The organism is Aureimonas sp. AU4 (assembly GCF_001463765.1).
GTDB lineage: Bacteria > Pseudomonadota > Alphaproteobacteria > Rhizobiales > Rhizobiaceae > Aureimonas.
This window is the reverse complement of the sequence record NZ_BBWK01000040.1, coordinates 18,565-39,607: the sequence shown is the minus strand read 5'-3', so window position 1 is coordinate 39,607 and position 21,043 is coordinate 18,565. Positions and strand designations below refer to the sequence as shown.

Genomic DNA, 21,043 nt, shown 5'->3' with positions numbered 1-21,043 from the left:
AAATGAGCGCCCCGCCTTCGTCGCGGGGCGCAGCCAGGTTGCTAGATCCGGAACGGGCGCATCAGCAGGCGCCAGGGGCCGAGGATGAAGCGGGCGACGTTGTTCTGGCGCGTCCAGCGGTTGAAGCGCATGTTGCGCTTGGTGGCGAGAAGCATCTGCATCTTGCGACGGTGGTTGGGCGGCAGGAGCGGCAGGACCTCGTCGAGGTCGGCCAGCGTCTGCCGGTGCAGCGCCTCGTTGTCGGTGCGGGCCGCGCGGTCGAGCTCGCCGCGAAGCAGCCGCAGGAAGCGCGGTGCGATGAGGTGGCTCACCGGGTTCGTGTCCCAGCTCTCGTCGGCGCCGAAGGTCTCGACGAGCTTGCGCATGTAGATGAGGCGCGAGCGCGCCATGCGCGGCGTGAACGAGGTCGAGCCGGGGTAGATGCACCAGAAGGACAGGGCCTTGGGCACGAATTCGTTGCGCCAGCCCGCATGGAACAGGCGAAGGAACAGGTCGTCGTCCTCGTAGCCCGACAGGCGCTCGTCGAAGCCGCCCACCGCCTCGAAGGCGCGGCGCCGGATCAGGCTGGAGGAGGGCAGGATGAACATGTCGTCGGCCAGCGCCTCGGCGAGGCGCGTCTTGGGATGCTCGTGGTGGAGCTTGGAGAGAAGCTCGCGCGTCTTCAGCCGGGCGTGGCGGTCGCAATGGTCGAGGTCGCTGTAGACCCAGCCGAGGCGCTCCAGCCGGTCGGCCTCGAAGGGCTTGCGCAACTCCTCCAGGTGGTCGGGATGCCAACCGTCGTCCTGGTCGAGAAGCGCGATCAGGGCGGAGCGCGACTCGCGGACGCCGAGGTTGCGCGCCGAGGACTGGCCGCCGTTCTCCTTGCGCACGAGGCGCACCAGCGGGAACTCGGCCGCCAGCCGCTCCACGATCGCCGCGCCTTCGTCGGTCGAGCCGTCGTCCACCACCAGGAACTCGTCGGGCAGGAGCGTCTGGGCGAGCACCGTGCGCACGGAGCGCTCGATGAACTCGGCGCCGTTGTAGAGCGGGATGATCGCGACGATCGACAGATCGCGGGACGAGGGATCGGAAGGCGTCAGATCGGTGGGCATGGGAACTCCGTTCACGCGACGACGCCCACCGCCGGCTCCGGGACGAACACGTGAAAGACCCCGGAAAACCGCCGGCGGGCCGGTGCTCGAACCGCAACATGTCGGAACGCCAAGACGAGCGCTCCCTTCCGCCCATCCCTAATCGGGAGCGCGGCACGCGGCAAGAGCCGGCCATGCATGGCTGCGAAGGGGCGCGGGATCCGGGACGCGAAACGGAGAAAGGCCGACACCCGGTTTCGGATATCGGCCTTTTCGCAAATCATGGTGGAGCCAATCGGAATCGAACCGACGACCTCTTGAATGCCATTCAAGCGCTCTCCCAACTGAGCTATGGCCCCGTTGCCGCCCCTGGTGCGGCGTCCGGCGGGGCCCTTGGGTGCGGCCCCGTCGTCGTGTGGCGGCTAGGTATGCGATGCCGGGCGGAAGCGCAAGCGGAAAAATCCGCCCGGCTCCCATCCGGCCCTCGATCAGGCGTCGTCGTCCTCGCGGCCGCCGCCGATGATGTCGGTCATGTCGCCGTCCTCGTCCTCGTCGGTCTCGAGGAACGTGTCGTCGTCGTCGCTGTCGTCGTCGGCCACGTCGTCGTCCTCGTCGCCGTCGACGTTCGGCAGGTCGGCGCCCTTCGCGTTCGCGTCCTCGTCGTCCTCGACCTCCGAGAGCGAGACGGTCTCCTCGTCGACGTCGGCGACCTCCGTGGTCTCCTCGGTCTCCTCCTCCTCGCGCTCCGCGGCGCGCGACACGCGCGCGGCCGTCGCCTTCGCGGTCTCGAAGTAGGAGAGCGGATATTCCTTGCCCGTGAAGGGCGAGACGATCGGGTCCTTGCCGAGGTCGTAGAACTTGCGGCCCGTTTCCGGGTCGACGCGCTTGGTGCCGAGTTCGGGTTTTGCCATTCGTGTGTCGCCTTCGTGGGGATCGCCTGGAGGGAGTTTCGCGCGGCCTCAAGACCCAGGGCCAAGTCCAGCGCGGACGGTGCCCGGCCGCTCGCGGGAAGGAACGCGCGGGCACGCAGAGGACTCGATCAGGATCGGTCGGGTCCCATACGGCGTCGGCCAGGGCTTGTCAAAAGACGCTTTGGCCCGCCCGGCGTCCATGATAGGCGGGCGCCGAACCCCTTGGCGCCCATGGCCCGCCCCGGCCCCGAGCGCCCCCGTCCGACCCCGCCCGGGAGCCTGTCCATGACCGCCGACCACGAGAGCCCGCCCCGTCCGCTCGCCGCCCGCCGAACCGGAGCGCTCGCGGGCACGGTGACGGTTCCGGGCGACAAGTCCATCTCGCACCGCGCCTTCCTGTTCGGGGGCCTCGCCTCGGGCCGCACGCGCGTCACGGGGCTGCTGGAGGGCGAGGACGTGCTCGCAACGGGCCGCGCCATGCGCCAGATGGGCGCACGCATCGAGCGCGAGGGCGAGGCCTGGGTGATCGACGGGGTCGGCAACGGCTGCCTGCTCGAGCCCGAGGGCGTGCTGGACTTCGGCAACGCGGGCACCGGCTCGCGCCTCACCATGGGGCTGGTCGGCACCTACAACTTCTCGGCGACGTTCGTGGGCGACGCCTCGCTATCGAGCCGCCCCATGGGGCGCGTCCTCGATCCCTTGCGCGAGATGGGCACCCAGGTTCTGGCCCGCTCGCGCGACCGCCTGCCGCTCACGCTGCAAGGACCCCCGGTCGCGGCCCCCATCCGCTACCGCGTGCCGATGGCCTCGGCGCAGGTGAAGTCGGCCGTGCTTTTGGCCGGTCTCAACACGCCCGGCATCACCACCGTGGTGGAGCCGGTGATGACGCGCGACCACACCGAGAAGATGCTGGAGGGCTTCGGCGCGACGGTGGAGGTCGAGACCGACGCCGCGGGCGTGCGCACGATCCGCCTCCACGGGCAGGGGGATCTGCGCGGCGTGCCGGACTTCGTGGTGCCGGGCGACCCGTCGTCGGCCGCCTTCCTCGTGGTGGCGGCGCTGATTGTGCCGGGCTCGGACGTCACGATCCGCAACGCGCTCATGAATCCGACGCGCACCGGCCTCGTCGAGACGCTGCGCGAGATGGGGGGCGACATCGCGATCCTCGACCGGCGCCTGTCGGGCGGCGAGGAGGTGGCGGACCTGCGCGTGCGCCATTCGGCGCTTCGCGGCGTCGACGTGCCGGCCGCCCGCGCGCCCTCGATGATCGACGAGTATCCGGTGCTCGCCGTCGCCGCCGCGTTCGCGGAAGGGGTAACCCGGATGAACGGGCTGGAGGAGCTGCGCGTCAAGGAGTCGGACCGGCTGGCCGCCGTCGCGGCGGGGCTCCAGGCCAACGGCGTGCCGCACGAGGAGGGACCGGACTGGCTCACCGTCACCGGCCGCCCGGACGGCTCGCGCCTCGGGGGCGGGCGCGTCGCCACCCATCTCGACCACCGCATCGCCATGAGCTTCCTCGTGATGGGCCTTGCCACCGAGACGCCGGTGACCGTCGATGACGCGCGCATGATCGCGACGAGCTTCCCCGAGTTCGAGGGACTGGTCGAGACGCTCGGCGGCACGCTGGAGCCGGCGGGGTGACGACGGGCTGGGCCGGCATCCTACTTCTTCTGTTCTTCCTGCCGCTCGGCTTCATCTACGGCCGCAGCCTTGCGGGCCGCCTGCATGCCGAGGCGCGTCGAGCCAGACAGCCCGCACCGGCGCTCATGGCGCCGAAACTTCTGCTGCCCCTCCTTGTGGTCCTGTCGCTCGGCCTGCGCTTCTCGGGTCAACCGCTCGAGGCGTGGGAGGAGATCGCATCGCACTGGCGCATACGCTGGATGATCGATCTTCTTTGGTTCGTCGGTTCGCTTGCTGGCTTCCTCTTCTTTCTGTCGATCCCCTTCATCCTCGGCCGAGTATTCGCGCTTCTCGCTCTCATCGTCGGTTGGTTCACGCATGTGCGCGACGAGCCGTTGCGCTTCGGCACGAGCGGCTACAAGAACGACGACGAGCCGGATGACGAGAACGTCCGTGAAGAGAACTTCCGCACGGCGAGCCGCAGGGGCGCGGACGAGGAGAACCGCAGGGATGGCTGACCCTTACGTGATCGCGATCGACGGACCGGCCGCCGCCGGCAAGGGCACGCTCGCCAAGCGCCTCGCCGAGCACTACGGGCTCGGCTACCTCGACACGGGGCTTCTGTACCGCGCGGTGGGGCGGCTCGCACGCGAGCGCGGCGTCGACCCGGACGATGCGGAGGCCGCAGGGCGGCTTGCGCGCGAGCTCGTGCCGAGCCATCTCGACGACGGATCCCTGCGCGGCCACGAGGCGGGCGAGTGGGCGAGCCGAGTGGCCGCGCATCCGCAGGTGCGCGAGGCGCTCGCCGACTTCCAGCGCGACTTTGCCCGCCGCCCCGGCGGCGCGGTTCTGGACGGGCGCGACATCGGGACCGTGATCTGCCCGGGGGCCGACGTGAAGATCTTCGTGACCGCGAGCGCGGAGGTGCGCGCGCGCCGGCGAACCGACGAGCTTCTCGCCAAGGGGCGGGGCGTCGACTTCGATCAGATCCTGGCCGAGGTGCGAGGGCGCGACGCGCGCGACTCGGGCCGCAGCACCGCGCCGCTTCGCCCCGCCGCCGACGCGAGCTTGCTGGATACCAGCGACTTGGATATAGAGGCGGCGTTCCGGGCGGCTTGCGCGATCGTCGACGCATCGCCATCTAGAATTTCCTAAGGCTCGACGGCCGGCTCCCCCAAAGGGGCGGGCGGCCGGGCCGCATCCGCATGACAACCGCCGCCGGCCGGTCCTCGCGCCGAGTGCGGATGGGCGTTCCCGATGGGAGCCCCGTCCGCTTGTTCCCGCCCTTCCCGGCCGGAACGGGACCGCCGATCCGGCATCCGCAACACGAACCGAAGGCGCTAGTCCCCTCCGATCCGCGCCCGGCGCGACCAGGGGACCTTTAGGAGAACGAATGTCCAACGCAGCAGTTTCGCGCGACGATTTCGCCGCGCTTCTCGAAGCCTCGTTCCACGAGCAGGATGTCGCCGAAGGCGCCGTCGTCAAGGGAACCGTGGTCGCGATCGAGAAGGACATGGCGGTCATCGACGCCGGTCTGAAGGTCGAGGGCCGCGTGGCCCTCAAGGAGTTCGGCGGCCGCGCCACCGAGCTCAAGGTCGGTGACACGGTCGAGGTCTATGTCGAGCGCATCGAGAATGCGCTGGGCGAGGCCGTCCTCTCGCGCGACAAGGCGCGCCGCGAGGAGAGCTGGGTCAAGCTCGAGGTCAAGTTCAACGCCGGCGAGAAGGTCGAAGGCCAGATCTTCAACCAGGTCAAGGGCGGCTTCACGGTCGACCTCGACGGCGCCGTGGCCTTCCTGCCGCGCTCCCAGGTCGACATCCGTCCGATCCGCGACGTCGGCCCGCTGATGAACACGCCGCAGCCGTTCCAGATCCTCAAGATGGACAAGCGCCGCGGCAACATCGTCGTGTCGCGCCGCACGGTCCTCGAGGAGAGCCGCGCCGAGCAGCGTTCCGAGATCGTCCAGAACCTCGAGGAGGGTCAGGTCGTCGAGGGCGTGGTCAAGAACATCACCGACTACGGTGCGTTCGTCGACCTCGGCGGCATCGACGGTCTGCTCCATGTCACCGACATGGCGTGGCGCCGCGTGAACCACCCGACCGAGATCCTGCAGATCGGCCAGACCGTCAAGGTCCAGATCATCCGCATCAACCAGGAGACGCACCGCATCTCGCTGGGCATGAAGCAGCTGGAAGCCGATCCCTGGGAAGGCATCGGGGTCAAGTACCCGATGGGCGTCAAGGTCACGGGTCGCGTCACCAACATCACCGACTACGGCGCCTTCGTGGAGCTGGAGCCGGGCATCGAGGGCCTGATCCACGTCTCCGAGATGAGCTGGACCAAGAAGAACGTCCATCCGGGCAAGATCCTTTCGACCTCGCAGGAAGTCGAAGTGGTCGTGCTCGAGGTCGATCCGGTCAAGCGCCGCATCTCGCTCGGCCTCAAGCAGACGCTCCAGAACCCCTGGGAAGCGTTCCGCGACCAGTTCCCGGTCGGCACGATCGTCGAGGGCGAGGTCAAGAACAAGACCGAGTTCGGTCTGTTCGTGGGCCTCGAGAACGACGTCGACGGCATGGTGCACCTCTCCGACCTCGACTGGAACCGTCCGGGCGAGCAGGTCATCGAGGAGTACAACAAGGGCGACGTGGTGCGCGCGCAGGTTCTCGACGTCGACGTCGAGAAGGAGCGTATCTCGCTCGGCATCAAGCAGGTCGGCGGCGATTCCTTCGCCACGGCGGCCGAGAGCGGCGAGATGCGCCGTGGCTCGATCGTCACCTGCGAGGTGACGGCGGTGAACGAGGGCGGTATCGAGGTCCAGATCGTGGACACCGACTTCTCGGCCTTCATCCGCCGCTCGGATCTCGGCCGCGACCGCGACGACCAGCGCCCCGAGAAGTTCTCGGTCGGCCAGAAGGTCGATGCCCGCATCACGCAGTTCGACAAGAAGGCCCGCCGCGTCGGCGTGTCGATCAAGGCGCTGCAGATCGCCGAGGAGAAGGAGGCCGTTGCGCAGTACGGCTCGACCGACTCCGGCGCCTCGCTCGGCGACATCCTCGCCGCCGCGATGAACAAGCGCGACAGCGAGTAAGCTTCCCCCGGCGCCCTCGGGCGCCGTGGTTTCACGTGAAACGCATGAGCCCGCGCCGGGAAACCGGCGCGGGCTTTTTCGTGCCCTTCACGCGTGGGACGGTGGGCGCTCTGTGGCTGCCTCAGAGAGCGAAGCTTTCCTTAGGTTTCGGTCGAGCTACATCAACGAGCAGCCATCATGGCTTTCCGGACGCATGCCGACACGCCGGCTCCGGGTTATTACGCATAGGAAAATTATTGCGATAAACTATTGTCTGCATACGAGGGGGTGCCTGTGGACACGGTGCGCAAGCAACTCGATGAGACGCTCGACCTGATCGGAGACGCCAGCGCCGACCCCGCCCTGTGGCGGGAGGTGACCGAACGGGTTCTCGGCCATACCCGCGCCGCTGCCGGGGCGATCTATCTGCAGGGTCCGCCGGCCAATCCATTCCGGCAGCCGACGACCGAATTCGGCCACATGCTGAACTACGGCACCGGCTGGATCGACAGCTACTTCCAGCACTACGTCGCCGGCAACCCTTACGTGAACCGTCCTGAACTGCGAGTGCCCGGCCGCGTCCTGACCGAGGCGGACCGTCCTGCCTCCCTGTCCGCCGCCGAACGGGAGTTCGTCGCCGACTGGCAGGAGGCTCAGGGGTTCCAGCATGTCATCGCTCAGTTCCTGCAGGATCGCGACGACGGGACGCTGACCTTCGTCTTCTGGCGCGACAAGGCGGCGGGCGCTGCGTCCGAGGAGGAGCGGGCGCAGTTCGATATCCTCGCGCGGGCCGCCAACCGGGCGGTGCGCGCCGGCGACCGGCTGCGCCAGGCTGCCGCCGAGATGCTGGCGACGACGCGGTCACTCGACCATCTCGACGTCGCCGTCATCACGCTCGGGCGCGACGGGCGCGTGCGGGGCGCGAGCCGGACGGCGGAAGCGTTGCTGGCCGCGCGCGACGGGCTCGCCACGCGCTTTGGACGGCTCGAGGCCGTCCACCCGCCGGACCAGAAAGCACTCGACCATCTCGTGGGGCACGTTCTCGATCCGCAAGCCGGCTTTGACGCCGAGACGCGGACCATCCGGCTGCGTCGCCCGGAGGGGCGGCCGTCCTGGCGCGTCAGCGCGGTGGCCGTGCACCGGCGGCTTCCCGCCTTCGCTCTCGACCAGGGCGTGGCTGCCGTGATCACCATGCGAGCCCCGGAACCGGGCGCGGCACGGGCCGAGGTCATGGCGGCGACGTTCGGCCTCACCCCGGCCGAGTTGCGCCTCGCCATGCTCCTGATCGAGCCCGTCGCGTTCCAGGAGGCCGCGCAGCGTCTTAACGTCAGCCGCGAAACGGCGCGATCCCACCTCAAGGCGCTTTTCGCCAAGACCGGAACGCACGGACAGACCGAACTCGTCGTCCGTCTTCTGACGGGAACGACATCATGGCGCTGTTAGCCATAACACGTGTCGGTGATAAGTAGTCCGCTACGTATCACCCGTTCGGGGGATGACGAGCGCTTCCCTTCATGCGTGTATAGGTTGACTATCATTATCCAGTTTTGCGTTGAGGGGTCGCTTCCGGAAGGATGCAGGAGAGCCAAAAAGGATCGGAAGTCGAACTTCCGACGCAGGAGGACATGCGCACGGCCTGGGGCCTGACCCCAGCCGAGTCGCGCTTGGCCGCGTTGATGCTTAAGCCCATGAGTTTGCAAGATGCTTCGCGTCATCTCGGCATCAGCATCGAAACCGGGCGCACCCATCTCAAGGCGCTCTTCGCCAAGACGCAGACGAACCGTCAGGCCGAGCTCGTGATCCGTCTTCTCGCGACTGCCCATCGTTAATCATTCGTAACGATCTCGTGCGACCTCACCCATATGGGTGATGACTGGGCACGCATAGATTGTGCATATGCGAAGGGGGCTTCGACCCCTCAGCGCCCAAGGACGTCGGATCGGACAGATGAACCAGGACTCGACAAGAAGCGTCACCGGTGTCGGTCGTGCGGGCTTGTCCCGTGCCGACCGCCGTGTCGCCCAGGGTCGCCCGGTCCATGTCATGACACTCCTGGCTGCCATGCCGCTGATCGGCATCCTCGCAGCCCTCGTGACATGGTTGCTCGGCGCAAGCGGTTGGCAGATCGGTCTGTCGGTCCTGGCGTCCTGGCTCCTGATCCAGCTGATCTACGCCGGGCAGGTCGCCTGATACGCGGCGCGCTCGAACAGCGAACTGCAGACCGACTGGGCGGAACCGCGGTCCTTGCACTCGAACGGCGAGAGCGATGGGGCACCGAACTCCGAGCACCGCGCGGGTAATCGCCAGCTCCCCGGATAATCCGGAGGCGTCGCCTTACCGGTCGTCCCGCGCCTCGGCTTCGCCGTCCGGGCGCACGGGCGAGGGCGGCGCCGAGGCTTGAGGCGCCCCGCTTCGCTCGGGCGGACCCGGCGGCGTCCGGTGGAAGGGGCCGCTGTTCTGGGCCTCTGCGGGTGATATGTCTTCGTCGCGTCTGCCGGTCATGTCGCGCCTCCCAATATCCGCTAAAAACACGCCCTCGCGCCCGGGGGTTCCCCGACCCCTCGTCCCGTGGCATGGGCGGTGCGGATCGGACGAAACGGGGCGAAGTCGACATGAGCGGGAACACGATGCCGGCGCGCTTCCAGAGCGTGGAGCGCGGCATGATCGCGGCCGTCGCCACGACGCTGGAATGCCTCGCGCCGCCGGAGCCGCGGCCCGAACCCGCGAACCTCGCCGGCTCGATCGAGGCGCGGCCCGGCATCGACGTCGAGACCTATCTCGGCCTCTATCGCCATGTCGGTGCCGACCATCTCTGGTTCTCGCGCCTCTACATGAGCCGGGACGAGCTTGCCGCCATCCTCGCCTCGCCGCGAACCGAGGTCTATGCCTACCGGGTCGGGGCGCGTGACGAGGGCATTCTCGAACTCGACTTCGCTGAGGCGGGCGCCTGCGAGATCAAGTATTTCGGCGTCGCGCGCTCGCTCCAGGGGACGGGCGCGGCCCGCCGCCTGATGAACTTCGCGCTGAGCCGCGCCTTCGCGGCGGAGGGTGTCCGGCGCGTCTGGTTGCATACCAACACGATCGACCACCCCCGCGCCCTCGACTTCTACCGTCGCACCGGCTTCCGGCCGATCGGGCAGGAGATCGAGATCACGCCCGATCCGCGCCTCAACGGCGCGCTGCCGCGCGACAGCGCCCCGCACGTGCCGATCTTCGAGTAGGTTTCGCGGCCAAGAGACGCCGAGCTTTCTTCCGGCGCGCGGTTCGCTTCCCGTCGCAAACCCCGGCCGTCAGTGGACCGCGGCGGTCGCCCGCGGCCCGGCTGCGACGGCGATCGGCTCCACCGCGCCCAGAAGCGCGATCGCGTAGCGCGTTCGCACGGCCTCGGGATGGGTGGACAAGGGCGCCAGATCGCGCAGCACGCGGTCGAAGCCGCCCCGCCCGCCGGCGCTCGCGACGCCCGCTCGCATGACGTCGAGCGCGTAGGTTTCGGCCGCCTCGCCGGACAGGCCGAGAAGCCCCGCCGCCCAGCGCCCGACCGTGCGGTCGGCCTTCGCGCGATCCGCGAAGGAGCGCTCCTCGCGAAGAAGGAAGATGCGCTCCGCCATGTCATGCCGATCGTCGATGCTCATGCCCTTCGCGCCCCCACAAGCTCCAGGTTCCCGCCCTTCGCGGGATCCGACGGGACGACCATGCGACGGCCCGTGTGAAGGGAGCGCTGCGCGGACCGAATCAATTGATTCGAACGGGCGAAAAAGACCCTAACGAAGAATGAAGAGGCCTCGCACGGGCGATCACGTCCGCGCGAGGCCGCGCTTGCCGCCGTCCGGCGCCCCTAGCGGGCGACGGAGTGGGAGAAGATGTCCTCCTCGTCCCAGCCCATCAGGTCGAGCCGGGCGCGGGTCGGGAGATAGCGGAAGCTCGCCTCGGCCAGCTCCAGTCGGTCCTCGCGCTCCAGGCGCTGGCGCAGCACCGCCATCAGGTCGTGGAGGTAGAGGACGTCCGAGGCCGCGTAGTCGAGCTGGGCGGGCGTCAGCGTTTCGGCCGCCCAGTCCGAGCTCTGCTGCTGCTTGGAGAGATCGACGCCGATCAGCTCCTTCGCCAGATCCTTCAGCCCGTGCCGATCGGTGTAGGTGCGGGTCAGGCGCGAGGCGATCTTGGTGCAGAAGACCGGCTCGGTCATCACGCCGAAGGCATGATAGAGCGCGGCGATGTCGAAGCGGGCGTAGTGGAAGATCTTGCGCTTGTCCGGATCGGCGAGCAGCTTGCAGAGGTTGGGCGCCTCGCGCTGGCCCTTCGCGATCTGCACGATGTCGGCCGTGCCGTCGCCCGGCGAAAGCTGCACCACGCAGAGCCGGTCGCGCCGCGTGTCGAGGCCGAGCGTTTCGGTATCGATCGCGACCGCCCCCGTGTAGCGGGCGAGATCGGGCAGGTCGCCCTTGTGGACGCGGATCGTCATGGATGTCTCATCTCTTCAGGCAGGGAGACCGTCTGTAACGCAAGGTTCGCCGCCGGGGAAACCGTTTCCGCCGCGTTTCGCCCCGATGGCGGACGCGAAACCCGCCGCGACATCACGGCGAAACGGCGCAGGCGCACAAAGGGGACACAGCCAACCCTAGAAGGACACGTCCCATGCAACCGACCGCACACGACGCCGCCTCCCCTGCACGCAACTCCTCCGCCGATCCCGCCCGCACCCGTCGTCCGGCACCGCCGCCTTGGCGCGCGGCCTTCGGTTCGGCGGCGGGGCAAGGTTTCTCGTTCGGCGCACCGGTCCGACGTCCCACCGCCTCGGATTGGGGATAAGCCGGCTTATCTCAACGCTGTGGCATCCGGCAGGGCACGGGCCTTGCCGCTGAGGCGCGCGCCGAGCGAGAGAAGGGCGGGAGCGCGCGCCAAGACCGGCGCAAGGGCCCCGTGCGCCGCCGGGCTCCCCGCCAGCGCGGCAAAGACGCGGGCGGCGCGGATGCGGGTCGCGAACTGCCTCCTGTAGACCCGCGCGTAATCCTGGGCCGCGCTCTCGCGCCCGGCGACGTCGCCGGGATCGGCACGCATGAGGGTGCGGGCGAGAAGCCAGCCCGACTGCAGCGCCATGGAGATACCCTCGGCCACCACGGGATGGGCCTCGCCCGCCAGATTGCCCGCGCGGAACACGCCGTCCGCGTGCACGGGCCGCAGACCCGGACGGATCGGTCCCGCCGCGAGCCAGGGGCCGGCAAGATCGGCCCCCTCCAGCGTCTCGGCGATGCCGCGCGTCGTGGCGACGAGGTGGCGGTGAAGAGCCGCGCTCGCGCTCTCGCCGCTTTGGCGGATACGCTCCAGCGCCTCGCGGCGGATGCAGCAGGAGAGCGACAGGCGACCCTCGTCGACCCGCACCATGCCGCCGTAGCCGCCGGGAAAGGCGAGGAGCGGCATGTCGCCCGCAGTCAGGCGGTCGCCGCGAAAGTGGGCCTTGAAGCCCAGTTCGTCGCGCGGCCCGTGACGGCGCGGCAGATCGGTGGGAAGGTTCGAGCGCTCCCACGAGCCGTTGGCCGCGATCGTGACGCGGGCGGCCAGCACGACGCGCTCTCCCTGTGGCCCCTCCAGCTGGATGCGGGTTCGCGCCCCGTCCCGGTCACCGTCGATCGCGACCGCGCGAAAGGGCTGGAACAGCGTGACGCCAAGGCTTGCCGCGCGCTCGGCCAGGAGAAGGTCCAGCCGGTCGCGCCCGAGCGCGCGGCCCAGCCCCGCGTCCGCCGGCATGGGCGCGGCCACGACATGCCGTCCCGCCATGAGGACGACGCGGCGCACCGGGGGCCCCGCCTCCCGGTCGAAGGCCGCCTCCAGGCCGAGCGCCCGCAGGACGGGGCGGCTCGTGCCCGAGACGAACTCGCCGCAGACCTTGCGACGGGGAAACGGCGCGCGCTCCACCAGCGCCACGCGCCAGCCGCCCTCGGCCAGAAGGATCGCGCTGGCCGAGCCGGCCGGACCCGCGCCGATCACCACCGCGTCGTAGCCTTGCGCTTCTTCCAAGCTTGGCGCTTCCTCGAGACGCGACATCGGCATGCTCATCGCCCGCCCTCCCGAACCGCCGCGAAACCTTGCGTGAAGGGGCCGTGCCGCGCCTCGTGCAGCGCGAAGCCCGGCGCCTCCCACTGCGCGGACAGCTCGCGACCGCAAAAGCCGGCGCGGACGCTCGCCGGGGCGTCGTGACGCGTCACCGCGTTCGCTCCGAGGAGGCCCAGAAGGCGCGAGGCGAGAAGCGAGGCGCGGTCGCGGTGCGGCTCGGTCGCGATCACGACGGGCGCCATCTGCGCGAGGAGGCGCAGGAGCCGGCGCAGCGCGTCGCCCTCGAAATGGTGGAGGAAGAGGTTCGCAAAAACGCAATCGAACCCCGGGTCCCCCATGCCGAGCGCGCCCGGCAGGGCGAAGACGTCGGCGGCGAGCGGGCGCGCCAGCCAGCCGAGGGCGGCGAAGGCGCGGCGCGTCTCGGCCGTGACGAGGTCCTGCCGGTCGAGAAGCACGATCTCGACGCCCGGCCAGCGCTCGGCCAGGCGCTTCGCGAGGTGGAGCGCGAAGCGCCCGTCGCCCGCGCCGACCTCGAGGATGCGGCGCGGCGGCGCGGCCACGTGCCGCCGCAGGAGACCGGCGGCGATCGGCCCCGCGAACATCAGCCGGTTGACGAGGACAAGGTCGCGCCGAGAGCCCATGGCCAGCGGGTCGGCGGGCTCGAGGACGTCGAGCCGTTCGGTCACGAGCCGGCGGGGCAGGGGAGCCACGGCGGCGCCCCTCAGGCCGCCTCGAAGCGGAAGGTCTCGGCCGTCAGCCCCGGCCCGAAGGCCATGCCGCAGCCGCGATCGCCGGGTCGGGCGCGCCGCAGCATCCGCTCCAGGACGAACATCACGGTGGCCGACGACATGTTGCCGGTGTCGTGCAGGACGGCGCGCGAGTCGTCGAGCGCGTCGGGCGGCAGGTGAAGGGATCGCTCCACCGCGTCCAGCACCGAGCGCCCGCCCGGATGCACGGCCCACAGGTCGATCCGCTCGGGCGCGACCTCGCCCAGGACCTCGCCGCCGCGCGTCTCCAGCACCTCGGCGATGGCGGCGGGCACGGCGCCCGAGAGCACCATGTCGAACCCGTCGTCGCGCACCGCCCAGCTCATCAGCTCGCGGCTGTTGTCGGCCAGAAGCGCGCGGAAGCTGTCGAGCCGGAAGCCCGTCGGTTCAGCCGAGACGAGCGCCGCCGAGCAGCCGTCGCCCCAGAGGCAGAAGGTGAGAAGCTGCTCGAGATCGGCGGTTTCCTTGAGGTGCAGCGTGCAGAGCTCGAGATTGACCACGAGGACGCGGGACTGCGGCTCGGAGCGCACGATGTGGCGCGCGAGCTTGAGCGCGTTCACCGCCGCATAGCAGCCCATGAAGCCGATCTGCGTGCGCTCGACGGACGGGTCGAGCCCAGCGCGCTCCACGATCTCGAGGTCGAGGCCGGGCGCCGAGAAGCCGGTGCAGCTGGTGACCACGAGATGCGTGACGGCGGCGCGCGCGTCGGCGAGCTCCAGGCCCGCCACGGCGCGGGCGGCGAGCTCGGGCGCGGCGCGCTCGAAAAGGTCCATGCGCCGGGCGGTGGAGGGAAAGGCGCCGCGCCGGAACATGCCGTCCCGGTCGATCACGGGCCCCTCCGGATCCTCGGTCGCCGGGATCACGGAGTAGCGGCGCGCGATGCCGGCGCGATCGGCCATGCGCCGGAAGACGGCCTGCCGGCGCGGGTCGTCGCGGAGCTTGGAGGCGGCAAAGCGCAGGAAGAAGTCGTGCACCTCGAAGCGGGGGACCGCGGTGGCGATCCGGTTCAGATAGGCGTCGGTCATGGGTCGTGCCGTCATGGGCTGCGGCGGACCGGAAGGTCGGGAACGCCTCGGGGTGTCGTGGCGGGCCCGAAGGGTTCGGGGGCCGGTCCCCGCTTGCCGGGGACACGCCATCATCCTAGCGCCGCGCCCGGCCGGGGGCGAGGGCCGCGCGGCGGAGACGTTTGGCCGCATACGATGGGGCGCCCACGGAACCGCGCGATCGTGGGCTTTGTCCCGTAGCCGGATGCGCTTATCGCGGCCCCCGGCCTGTTTCGGCGGCGGAACCGAACGCGGGTTCGGAACCTTAGTCCGATATCCTTTCGCCCGCCAGGGAAACACGCTCGATGTCGAACCGCATCCTCCGCTCGCTCGGTGCCGCCACCGCGCTCGCCGGCCTTCTCGCCCTTGCACCGGCCGCGCTGGCAAAGGGCCCGGCCGCCGCGCCGGCGGCGTCCGCCACCGCTCCGATGGCGCAGCCGACGCCGGAGATGCGGGCCGTTCTCGACGAGCTCCAGGCGCTCGGCGCCAAGCCGCTCGGCACGCTGCCTGTGGCCGAGACGCGCGCCCAGCCGACCCCGGCCGACGCGGTCGCGGCGGTGATGCGCAAGAAGGGCGTCGTGCCCGACCCGACCGCCGACGCCGTCAGGACGCGCGACATCACCGTGCCCGATGCGGCCGGCGAGGTGAAGGCCCGCGTCTACACGCCCGAGGGCGAGGGTCCGTTCCCGCTCGTCGTCTACTATCACGGCGGCGGCTGGGTGATCGCCGACATCGACACCTACGACGCATCGGCGCGCGCGCTCTCGGCCGGTGCCAAGGCCGTCGTCCTTTCGGTCGAGTATCGTCATGGTCCCGAGAACAAGTTCCCGGCCGCGCACGAGGATGCGTTCGCGGCCTACGAATGGGCCGTCGAGAACTCCGGCACGCTGAACGCGGACGCCGACCGGGTCGCGGTGGCGGGCGAGAGCGCGGGCGGGAACCTTACTGCCAACGTCGCGCTCATGGCGCGCGACGCAAAGATCAAGCAGCCGGTCCATCAGCTCCTGGTCTATCCGATCGCGGGCAAGGACATGGATACGCCGTCCTACCGGCAGAATGCCGAGGCCGCGCCGCTCTCGAAAAAGGCGATGGAGTGGTTCGCGCAGAACGCCCTGCCGAGCATGGAGTCGATCGCCGACCAGCGCATCGACCTCGTGGCGCGCACCGACCTGTCGGGCCTGCCGCCCGCCACCGTCATCAACGCCGAGATCGATCCCCTGCGCTCGGAGGGCGAAACCTATGCCGCCAACCTGCGCAAGGCGGGCATCCCGGTCGAGCAGATGACCTATGGCGGCGTCACGCACGAGTTCTTCGGCATGGGCACGGTGGTGCCCGAGGCGAAGGCGGCCATGACCATGGCGACCGATCGCTTGGCGACGGCCTTTGCCGCCGGCGTGCCGGAGGGGACCATGCCGGCGACGCCCGCGCCGCGCCCCGCCAACTGACGGCGGCGGCTTCGAGGAAGGGGCGTCCGGTTCCGCCCGCTTCCCGCTTCGCGCCGGGGTCGGTGCTGTTTCAGGCGCTCGCCGCTAGCGGCGGCGTCCCATCGTGTCGGACAGGACCTTGATCGCGGCGGGCGAGTAGATGTGGCCGCCGGGCGTACGGATCCAGGGATGGAGACCCTGCGGCTCACGGTCGGGCATCATGCCGACCGCGTAGTTGATCGCCTGGTGGAGGTTGGCCCAGAGGGCGGCCGAGCGCTGGTCGCTCGCGTCGATCCGCCACGCGGCGGGATCGGGCCTTGCGTCCCGATCGCCCCAAAGCAGCGTCGCCTGTCCGTCTTCCATCGCGTGCGGCTCCCGACCGTCTGGTCCGGACCTTCGAAGATCCAGAGAACGGAAACGGGCGGCATGGCGGTTTCGTTGCGTGCGGCCCTCCGAACGCCGACGGCCGGTCCCGCGCGAGACGGGACCGGCCGGACCGGCAGGGGGACGAAGGGATCGTCGGCCGAGACCGGGCCGCTCAGTTGAAGCGGTAGGAGAGCTTGGCGGTGACGGTGTGGAAGTCGAAGTCGCCCGAGGTGCGGAAGTCGGTGAAGCCGCCCGTCGTGGCCGCGCCGTTCGACGCGTTGCCGTCGAAGGGGCCGCCGTCGAGGCGCGCCACCGAGGAGCCGTCGCCAAGGTTGGTGTAGAGATACTCGGCGCCGAACGAGACGTTCTGCGTGACCTTGACCTCCATGCCGCCGCCGACCGTGTAGCCGACGTCGTCGGAGTCGTTGAAGAGGGCGGCGGGACGAGCCGTGGCGGTCGAGCGACCGTTGCCGGCGACCGCCGGGCTGTCGGTGGAGAAGCGGGTGTCGACCTCGCCGTAGGCGACGCCGCCCGTGGCGTAGGCGAGCGCGGTCGGGGTGACCAGGAAGCCCGCGCGCAGGCGGCCGGTCACGAGGTAGTCCAGCGAGCGCTCCACCGTGTAGAAGGCGGGCGTGTTGGAGAAGGCGCTGTCGCGGTAGCTGACGTCGGTGGCGTTGATGTCGGCAAGGACGCCGATCACGAACCGGTCGCCGACCTGGTAGTCGTAGCCGACATGGGCGCCGCCGACGAAGCCGGACTCGAACTCCGAGGAGAAGCTGTTGCCGAAGGCCGCGCCGATCGTGTTGGCGCCAAAGCCGTTGTTGGCGGCGGCGGTCAGGCCCGGCACGGCGGTGTTGGCGCCGAAGCTCGGCAGGATGCCGAGGCCGTCGCCCTCGTCGGGCTGGAAGGCGCCGCCGCCCTGGACGCCGAGGTAAAGGCCGGTCCAGCTCGGAGGCGCGGCGACCGCGATGGGAGCCGCCGGCTCCTCGTAGACGACGTCGGCGGCGAGCGCCGGCGCGGCGAAGGCGGCGCTGAGGCCGAGGGCGAGAAGAAGGCGCTGCATGGCGGGCTCCCGAAGGGGTCCGCCGGACGCAGCGGACAGTTGGATTGCGCAGCATCAAGTCTCGCCGGACCGGGACCGCGCAAGCGGGCTCGGCGAGGCGGCAGTCCCGCTGTGTCGGATGCGACACGGTCCGGTTGCTGCGCCGCCACGGTTCGGACAGGCGACCAGGGCCTGCGCCGTCGGGGTTTGCGGCTTGGTGCGCACCCACATCACCCGGCTCTCACGATGCGGTGATCCCTTGCCCGCGATCCAATGGCGCGCCCGCGGAAGCCCCCGGGAGGCTGACGGATCGATGGCCCGCTCCAGTTGTTGTGCTCGCGAGAGGGGAGTTGCCGCCATGCTTCATGCAACGCGCCGCCATGTGCTTGTGGGGCTGGCCGCCGGCCTGGCCTTCGGACCGCCAGCGCTCGCCGCGAGAAGGACGAGCGAGGACCTGAGCGGCGTGCTCGCCCCCGGCGCCCGTCTGCAGACGCTTTATTCCGGCGGGCGCTGGTGCGAGGGCCTGTGCTGGGCGCCAGCGCTCGGCGGGCTCGTGTTCAGCGACGTGCGGCGCAACACGATGAGCGTTCTCGGCTCGGACGGATCGGTGCGCACCTTGCGCGATCCCTCCCGCAACGCGAACGGCAACGCGCTGGACGCGCAGGGGCGTCTCGTCACCTGCGAGCACCGCACGCGGCGCGTGGTGCGCGCCGAGCCCGGCGGCGAGCTGACGATGCTGGCCGAGCGCTTCGAGGACAGGCGGCTCAACGCGCCCAACGACGTGGCGCTCGCACCGGACGGCTCGCTCTGGTTCACCGATCCCGTGTTCGGCATCCGCCAGCCCGACGAGGGGCTGATGGCCGAGCCCGAGCAGCGGGCGCGGCGCGTCTATCGCATCACCCCCGGCGGGGCGGTGGAGGCGATGATCTCGGCGATCGACCAGCCGAACGGCCTCGCCTTCTCGGCCGACGGGCGCACGCTCTACGTCTCGGATGCGGGCGCCTCGCTGAACCCCGAGGCGGGCCGCGCGATCCATGCCTTCGCGCTCGGGCCCGATGGGCGGCCGGGCGAGGGGCGCCGCTTCGCCGAGCCCGACGGCGGCGCCGTGCCGGACGGCCTGTGCGTCGACGGGCGGGGCCGCGTTTTTGCCGCCTGCACGCACGGCGTGCAGGTCTGGGAGGCGGACGGACGCCGTCTCGGCCGCATCCCGACCGCCGGGCCCGCCGCCAACCTGGCCCTCGGCGGCGCGGACGGGCGCCGGCTCTTCATCGGGCAAGGGCCCCATATCCACGCGATCGATCTCGCCGGCTGACGCCGCGCCATCTCCCGTTTTCCCCCTCGAGGCCGACCCCATGATCCGACGCCGCTTCCTCGCCCTCTCCGCCGCAGCCGCCGCGACGCCGCTTGCCGCCCGCGCGCAGACGAGTCCACCCGCGCCGGGCGCCGTCCAGGGGCAGGAGGCGAGCTCCGCGCGCCCCGCCGGCGAGATGGAACTCGCCTATCTCGCGGACGCGCCCTCGACCCCGACCGGGCTGGCGGTGACCGCCGAGGGCCGCGTCTTCCTGATGATGCCGCGCTTTACCGGGCGCGAGCCGATCACGGTCGGCGAGGTCCTGGAGGGTGGGCGCGTCGTCGCCTATCCCAGCGAGGCGCTGAACAGGATCGACCGCGACGAGCCGCAGAGTTCGATGTTCCACGTGCCGAATGGCGTCTTCGGCGTCGAGGGGCGGATGTGGCTGCTCGACGCCGGACTGCCGGAGGGCAAGGGCGCGCCCGTGAAGGGCGGGGCGAAGCTGATCGAGGTGGACCTCGCCGCCAACGAGGTGCGGCGCGTCCTGCCGCTCGACCCGGCGGTGGAGCCGACCTCCTCGCTGAACGACCTGCGCGTCGACGCCCGGCGCAACCGCGCCTTCATCACCGACCAGGGCCAGGACGGTCAGGGCGCGATCGTGGCGGTGGATCTCGAGACGGGCCGCTGCGTGCGGCGTCTCGCCGAGCATCCGAGCACGAAGTCGCAGGAAAAGGTGGTGAAGTTCGTCGAGGCGCGGCCCGTGATGCAGCGTCCGACCCCGGATGCCACGCCGAAGAGCCCGCAAGGGGGCGCCAACGGCATCGCGCTGTCGCCGGACGGCGCGCGCCTCTACTACGCGCCCCTCATGGCGCGCCGGCTCTACGCGGTGGACGCGGCGCTGCTGCTCGACGAGAACGCCACCGACGCCGATGTCGCGGCGAGCGTCGAGGATCTCGGGGAGAAGGGCATGACGGGCGGGCTGTCGAGCGACAGCCAGGACCGCGTCTACCTGACGCTCCAGGAGCAGAACGCGCTTGCCCGCCGCCACCCGGACGGGCGGATCGAGGTGCTCGGCTCCGACCCGCGCCTCGTGTGGGCCGACACGATCTCGATCACGCCCGACCGCTGGCTCTACGTCTCGGGCGCGCAGGTGAACCGCCGGCCCGAGTACAACGGCGGCGAGGACCTACAGACGCCGCCCTACGCCATCCTGCGCCTGCGCATCGACGCCGATCCGGCCTGAGGCGCTGGGCCGGCGGCGGTCGCCCGCCGGCCCCGAAAAAGCCGCTAGATCCCGGTGCGTCTGGCCACGAGATGGGCGACGCCGGCCGCCACGAGCGCCAGGCCCCCCAGTACCACCGCGTCGCGCTGGCGGCTGGTGAGATAGGTGTGGCGCGAGGAGAGCGTGCGGTCGCCGCTCGGGCCGTCGATCCGGGCGCTGCCCTCGGCCGGCTTGAAGAGGTTGCCCTCGATCTCGCCCATCGGCTCGCCGAGCTGGCCGTCCCAACCGCTCTTGGCCACCATGTCGCCGCCCTTGGGCCAGAGGCGCTGGACGATCGCGCCCAGGATCGTGGTGCGGCCCACCCAGATGTCGCGACGCGGATTCTCGGCGGCGAAGAAGATGGCGTTGGCGGCCAGGCGCGGATCGTAGACCGGATCGGGTGCGATCTGGCGCTTGCCGGTGCGGTTGCGCGCCCAGCCGTCGAACTGCGTGGAGTTCACGGCCGGCAGATAGATCGTCGAGATCTCGATGGGCAGGCGCTCGTGGGCGAGCTCGGCGCGCAAGCCGTTGGTCCAGTTCATCGCCGCGCCCTTGGCACCGGCGTAAGGGGTCTGGAGCGGGAAGGCGCGGATGCCGATCACCGAGTTGATCTGGATCACCGTGCCGCGACGGCGCGCGCGCATGTATTTCAGCGCCGCGAGCGTGCCGAAGACCTGCCCGAGATAGGTGACCTCGGTGACCCGGCGGTACTCGTCGCCCGACACGTCCCACGCCGGGGCCACGATGCTGGACATGGCGTTGTTGACCCAGACGTCGATCGGGCCGAGCTCGCGCTCGACGCGCGCGGCCGCGTCGAACATGGCCTTTTCGTCGGCTACGTCGGCCTCGATGCCCAGTGCCTTGACGCCCATCGCGCGCAGCCGCGCCTCGGTCTCCTTGAGTCGTCCCTCGTGGCGCGCCACCACCGCGACCTGCCAGCCCTCGCGCGCGAAGCGCTCGGAGGCGGCGAGCCCGATGCCGGCCGAGCCGCCGGTGATCACAACCGTCTTCGTCATGCCTGTTCCCGTGTCCCGTCTGAAATCCGTTGCGGGGCGGGAAGCGCGGGAGGCTCGCGAAGGTTGCATCGGCGCAAGGACCCGACATCGTGAGACGATGCGGCAACTTGTTGCGCT

At 70.5% G+C, this 21,043-nt stretch carries 21 protein-coding genes and 1 tRNA gene; 11 read left to right on the top strand and 11 right to left on the bottom strand.

Annotation, left to right across the window (positions count from 1 at the left end; all coding sequences use genetic code 11):
• Window positions 1–41 precede the first annotated feature (41 nt).
• The 3 genes from AUL35_RS12390 to AUL35_RS12380 form a co-directional block, all read right to left on the bottom strand.
• Window positions 42–1,091 (bottom strand): glycosyltransferase family 2 protein, encoded by a 1,050-nt coding sequence (locus AUL35_RS12390; RefSeq protein ID WP_062015227.1) that lies wholly within the window; start codon window positions 1,089–1,091, stop codon window positions 42–44.
• 262 nt (window positions 1,092–1,353) lie between these two features.
• Window positions 1,354–1,429 (bottom strand) — tRNA-Ala (locus tag AUL35_RS12385).
• A gap of 129 nt (window positions 1,430–1,558) precedes the next feature.
• Window positions 1,559–1,981 (bottom strand): TIGR02300 family protein, encoded by a 423-nt coding sequence (locus tag AUL35_RS12380; protein ID WP_062015225.1) that lies wholly within the window; start codon window positions 1,979–1,981, stop codon window positions 1,559–1,561.
• Window positions 1,982–2,266: 285 nt separating this feature from the next.
• On the opposite strand from AUL35_RS12380, the gene aroA reads away from it, so the two are divergent.
• The 8 genes from aroA to AUL35_RS12345 all read left to right on the top strand — a co-directional run bounded on the left by aroA (window position 2,267) and on the right by AUL35_RS12345 (window position 9,889).
• On the top strand, window positions 2,267–3,622 hold the full coding sequence (gene aroA, locus AUL35_RS12375; protein WP_062015223.1) for a 3-phosphoshikimate 1-carboxyvinyltransferase: 1,356 nt from the start codon (window positions 2,267–2,269) through the stop codon (window positions 3,620–3,622).
• The gene (locus AUL35_RS12370; RefSeq protein WP_062015221.1) at window positions 3,619–4,119 is read left to right on the top strand and encodes a hypothetical protein; all 501 of its coding nucleotides are present in this window, start codon (window positions 3,619–3,621) and stop codon (window positions 4,117–4,119) included. The genes aroA and AUL35_RS12370 overlap by 4 nt, the downstream gene beginning before the upstream one ends.
• Window positions 4,112–4,756, top strand: a complete 645-nt coding sequence (gene cmk, locus AUL35_RS12365) for a (d)CMP kinase (RefSeq protein WP_062015219.1) — start codon at window positions 4,112–4,114, stop codon at window positions 4,754–4,756. The genes AUL35_RS12370 and cmk overlap by 8 nt, the downstream gene beginning before the upstream one ends.
• A 238-nt stretch (window positions 4,757–4,994) precedes the next feature.
• Complete coding sequence (rpsA, locus tag AUL35_RS12360) at window positions 4,995–6,689, top strand: 30S ribosomal protein S1 (RefSeq protein WP_062015217.1); 1,695 nt, start codon at window positions 4,995–4,997, stop codon at window positions 6,687–6,689.
• Between the two features lie 282 nt (window positions 6,690–6,971).
• Window positions 6,972–8,111 (top strand): helix-turn-helix transcriptional regulator, encoded by a 1,140-nt coding sequence (locus tag AUL35_RS12355; protein ID WP_156417975.1) that lies wholly within the window; start codon window positions 6,972–6,974, stop codon window positions 8,109–8,111.
• A gap of 182 nt (window positions 8,112–8,293) precedes the next feature.
• Window positions 8,294–8,497: a hypothetical protein gene (locus AUL35_RS12350; protein ID WP_192847087.1), complete on the top strand. Its 204-nt coding sequence runs from the start codon at window positions 8,294–8,296 to the stop codon at window positions 8,495–8,497.
• Between the two features lie 214 nt (window positions 8,498–8,711).
• The gene (locus tag AUL35_RS22165) at window positions 8,712–8,858 is read left to right on the top strand and encodes a hypothetical protein (protein ID WP_156417974.1); all 147 of its coding nucleotides are present in this window, start codon (window positions 8,712–8,714) and stop codon (window positions 8,856–8,858) included.
• A 422-nt stretch (window positions 8,859–9,280) separates the two neighbouring features.
• A complete protein-coding gene (locus AUL35_RS12345) occupies window positions 9,281–9,889 on the top strand; it encodes an N-acetyltransferase (RefSeq protein ID WP_244493764.1) in 609 nt (202 codons plus the stop codon).
• A gap of 69 nt (window positions 9,890–9,958) precedes the next feature.
• Here the strand turns inward: AUL35_RS12345 and AUL35_RS12340 are convergent, their stop codons facing one another.
• From AUL35_RS12340 to AUL35_RS12320, 5 genes are all read right to left on the bottom strand, one after another.
• On the bottom strand, window positions 9,959–10,300 hold the full coding sequence (locus tag AUL35_RS12340; RefSeq protein ID WP_062015212.1) for an ATPase inhibitor subunit zeta: 342 nt from the start codon (window positions 10,298–10,300) through the stop codon (window positions 9,959–9,961).
• A gap of 203 nt (window positions 10,301–10,503) precedes the next feature.
• Window positions 10,504–11,127 (bottom strand): ribonuclease D, encoded by a 624-nt coding sequence (locus tag AUL35_RS12335; RefSeq protein ID WP_062015210.1) that lies wholly within the window; start codon window positions 11,125–11,127, stop codon window positions 10,504–10,506.
• 353 nt (window positions 11,128–11,480) lie between these two features.
• Window positions 11,481–12,719 (bottom strand): NAD(P)/FAD-dependent oxidoreductase, encoded by a 1,239-nt coding sequence (locus AUL35_RS12330; RefSeq protein WP_244493763.1) that lies wholly within the window; start codon window positions 12,717–12,719, stop codon window positions 11,481–11,483.
• Window positions 12,716–13,426, bottom strand: coding sequence for a class I SAM-dependent methyltransferase (locus tag AUL35_RS12325; protein WP_062015208.1), 711 nt, complete (start codon window positions 13,424–13,426; stop codon window positions 12,716–12,718). The genes AUL35_RS12330 and AUL35_RS12325 overlap by 4 nt, the downstream gene beginning before the upstream one ends.
• Window positions 13,427–13,437: 11 nt before the next feature.
• Complete coding sequence (locus AUL35_RS12320) at window positions 13,438–14,508, bottom strand: type III polyketide synthase (RefSeq protein WP_062015207.1); 1,071 nt, start codon at window positions 14,506–14,508, stop codon at window positions 13,438–13,440.
• Window positions 14,509–14,831: 323 nt separating this feature from the next.
• On the opposite strand from AUL35_RS12320, the gene AUL35_RS12315 reads away from it, so the two are divergent.
• On the top strand, window positions 14,832–15,971 hold the full coding sequence (locus AUL35_RS12315) for an alpha/beta hydrolase (RefSeq protein ID WP_082666300.1): 1,140 nt from the start codon (window positions 14,832–14,834) through the stop codon (window positions 15,969–15,971).
• Window positions 15,972–16,055: 84 nt separating this feature from the next.
• Here the strand turns inward: AUL35_RS12315 and AUL35_RS12310 are convergent, their stop codons facing one another.
• Both AUL35_RS12310 and AUL35_RS12305 read right to left on the bottom strand, forming a co-directional pair.
• Window positions 16,056–16,313: a hypothetical protein gene (locus tag AUL35_RS12310; protein ID WP_062015205.1), complete on the bottom strand. Its 258-nt coding sequence runs from the start codon at window positions 16,311–16,313 to the stop codon at window positions 16,056–16,058.
• Window positions 16,314–16,488: 175 nt separating this feature from the next.
• Window positions 16,489–17,379 (bottom strand): outer membrane protein, encoded by an 891-nt coding sequence (locus AUL35_RS12305; RefSeq protein ID WP_062015203.1) that lies wholly within the window; start codon window positions 17,377–17,379, stop codon window positions 16,489–16,491.
• A 337-nt stretch (window positions 17,380–17,716) separates the two neighbouring features.
• Here AUL35_RS12305 and AUL35_RS12300 point away from each other — a divergent pair, with 337 nt between their 5' ends.
• Both AUL35_RS12300 and AUL35_RS12295 read left to right on the top strand, forming a co-directional pair.
• Window positions 17,717–18,670 (top strand): SMP-30/gluconolactonase/LRE family protein, encoded by a 954-nt coding sequence (locus tag AUL35_RS12300; protein ID WP_062015201.1) that lies wholly within the window; start codon window positions 17,717–17,719, stop codon window positions 18,668–18,670.
• 40 nt (window positions 18,671–18,710) lie between these two features.
• Window positions 18,711–19,892, top strand: a complete 1,182-nt coding sequence (locus tag AUL35_RS12295; protein WP_062015199.1) for an L-dopachrome tautomerase-related protein — start codon at window positions 18,711–18,713, stop codon at window positions 19,890–19,892.
• A gap of 44 nt (window positions 19,893–19,936) precedes the next feature.
• On the opposite strand, the gene AUL35_RS12290 is transcribed toward AUL35_RS12295, so the two are convergent.
• The gene (locus tag AUL35_RS12290) at window positions 19,937–20,926 is read right to left on the bottom strand and encodes an SDR family oxidoreductase (protein WP_062015197.1); all 990 of its coding nucleotides are present in this window, start codon (window positions 20,924–20,926) and stop codon (window positions 19,937–19,939) included.
• Window positions 20,927–21,043: the final 117 nt, after the last annotated feature.

What these genes read in the sequence shown, in the direction of transcription:
- AUL35_RS12390 (WP_062015227.1), bottom strand. Translation starts at nt 1,091, where the DNA reads ATGCCCACCGATCTGACGCCTTCCGATCCCTCGTCCCGCGATCTGTCG.
- AUL35_RS12380 (WP_062015225.1), bottom strand. Translation starts at nt 1,981, where the DNA reads ATGGCAAAACCCGAACTCGGCACCAAGCGCGTCGACCCGGAAACGGGC.
- aroA (WP_062015223.1), top strand. Translation starts at nt 2,267, where the DNA reads ATGACCGCCGACCACGAGAGCCCGCCCCGTCCGCTCGCCGCCCGCCGA.
- cmk (WP_062015219.1), top strand. Translation starts at nt 4,112, where the DNA reads ATGGCTGACCCTTACGTGATCGCGATCGACGGACCGGCCGCCGCCGGC.
- rpsA (WP_062015217.1), top strand. Translation starts at nt 4,995, where the DNA reads ATGTCCAACGCAGCAGTTTCGCGCGACGATTTCGCCGCGCTTCTCGAA.
- AUL35_RS12350 (WP_192847087.1), top strand. Translation starts at nt 8,294, where the DNA reads ATGCGCACGGCCTGGGGCCTGACCCCAGCCGAGTCGCGCTTGGCCGCG.
- AUL35_RS22165 (WP_156417974.1), top strand. Translation starts at nt 8,712, where the DNA reads ATGACACTCCTGGCTGCCATGCCGCTGATCGGCATCCTCGCAGCCCTC.
- AUL35_RS12345 (WP_244493764.1), top strand. Translation starts at nt 9,281, where the DNA reads ATGAGCGGGAACACGATGCCGGCGCGCTTCCAGAGCGTGGAGCGCGGC.
- AUL35_RS12340 (WP_062015212.1), bottom strand. Translation starts at nt 10,300, where the DNA reads ATGAGCATCGACGATCGGCATGACATGGCGGAGCGCATCTTCCTTCTT.
- AUL35_RS12335 (WP_062015210.1), bottom strand. Translation starts at nt 11,127, where the DNA reads ATGACGATCCGCGTCCACAAGGGCGACCTGCCCGATCTCGCCCGCTAC.
- AUL35_RS12330 (WP_244493763.1), bottom strand. Translation starts at nt 12,719, where the DNA reads ATGAGCATGCCGATGTCGCGTCTCGAGGAAGCGCCAAGCTTGGAAGAA.
- AUL35_RS12320 (WP_062015207.1), bottom strand. Translation starts at nt 14,508, where the DNA reads ATGACCGACGCCTATCTGAACCGGATCGCCACCGCGGTCCCCCGCTTC.
- AUL35_RS12315 (WP_082666300.1), top strand. Translation starts at nt 14,832, where the DNA reads ATGTCGAACCGCATCCTCCGCTCGCTCGGTGCCGCCACCGCGCTCGCC.
- AUL35_RS12310 (WP_062015205.1), bottom strand. Translation starts at nt 16,313, where the DNA reads ATGGAAGACGGACAGGCGACGCTGCTTTGGGGCGATCGGGACGCAAGG.
- AUL35_RS12305 (WP_062015203.1), bottom strand. Translation starts at nt 17,379, where the DNA reads ATGCAGCGCCTTCTTCTCGCCCTCGGCCTCAGCGCCGCCTTCGCCGCG.
- AUL35_RS12300 (WP_062015201.1), top strand. Translation starts at nt 17,717, where the DNA reads ATGCTTCATGCAACGCGCCGCCATGTGCTTGTGGGGCTGGCCGCCGGC.
- AUL35_RS12295 (WP_062015199.1), top strand. Translation starts at nt 18,711, where the DNA reads ATGATCCGACGCCGCTTCCTCGCCCTCTCCGCCGCAGCCGCCGCGACG.
- AUL35_RS12290 (WP_062015197.1), bottom strand. Translation starts at nt 20,926, where the DNA reads ATGACGAAGACGGTTGTGATCACCGGCGGCTCGGCCGGCATCGGGCTC.